This window comes from Methanospirillum sp., from assembly GCF_035406105.1.
Taxonomy (GTDB): Archaea; Halobacteriota; Methanomicrobia; order Methanomicrobiales; family Methanospirillaceae; genus Methanospirillum.
Genome location: NZ_DAONKG010000310.1, coordinates 1,474 through 2,109 on the forward strand (window position 1 = coordinate 1,474; position 636 = coordinate 2,109).

Genomic DNA, 636 nt, shown 5'->3' on the forward strand with positions numbered 1-636 from the left:
AACAGAAATCACATCTGATCCCGCCCATGCAGAATGCACATCGTTTGTCCGGATCACCAAGGCCCTGCGCTTCAAACCGGTCCCAGATGTTCGTCATTCCATCTTCTTTGATCCGTTTATAAGCGGTCTTCACCGACTCATGATAAGAGATGCGATTCTCATCCATGAAGGTTCCCTGGGAGTAATCTTATCACTAGAGTATAAAGATGTATAGGTTTCAGAAAAGAAACGATGATTCACACATATATTCAAAGAAACGGCCTCCTCCAATTGATCTGGTTATACAACAACCCGGTGTGCCTCTGACCGACGACAGGTATGAGTACAGGGAGGTGTCAATACTTATCCGGGATGTCTTTTTCACTGGATGATTTCTGTCAGATTTTTGTTACCAGGTCAAAGATATTATCTCTGATAATCTTTATTCTCCTGGGGATTCTCCTTGAATATGTTATTCATTACAGTCTGAAGATATCGTATGTCTATACCCATTTATTCTATCTGATCATCCTCCTTGCAGCAATCTGGTATAAGCGCTATGCAGTATATCTTGCCCTTTTCTTTGGAATTCTCCATCTGGTGGTATATTATTTCAATGTCGGGACCCTGACGACTGAACCGGTCTTCCGTGCAGTC

At 42.6% G+C, this 636-nt stretch carries 1 pseudogene; it reads left to right on the forward strand.

Going from position 1 to position 636, the window contains the following annotated elements:
* Positions 1-318: 318 nt before the first annotated feature.
* Positions 319-636, forward strand: a pseudogene (locus tag PLA23_RS12875) (hypothetical protein); the annotation flags it as partial.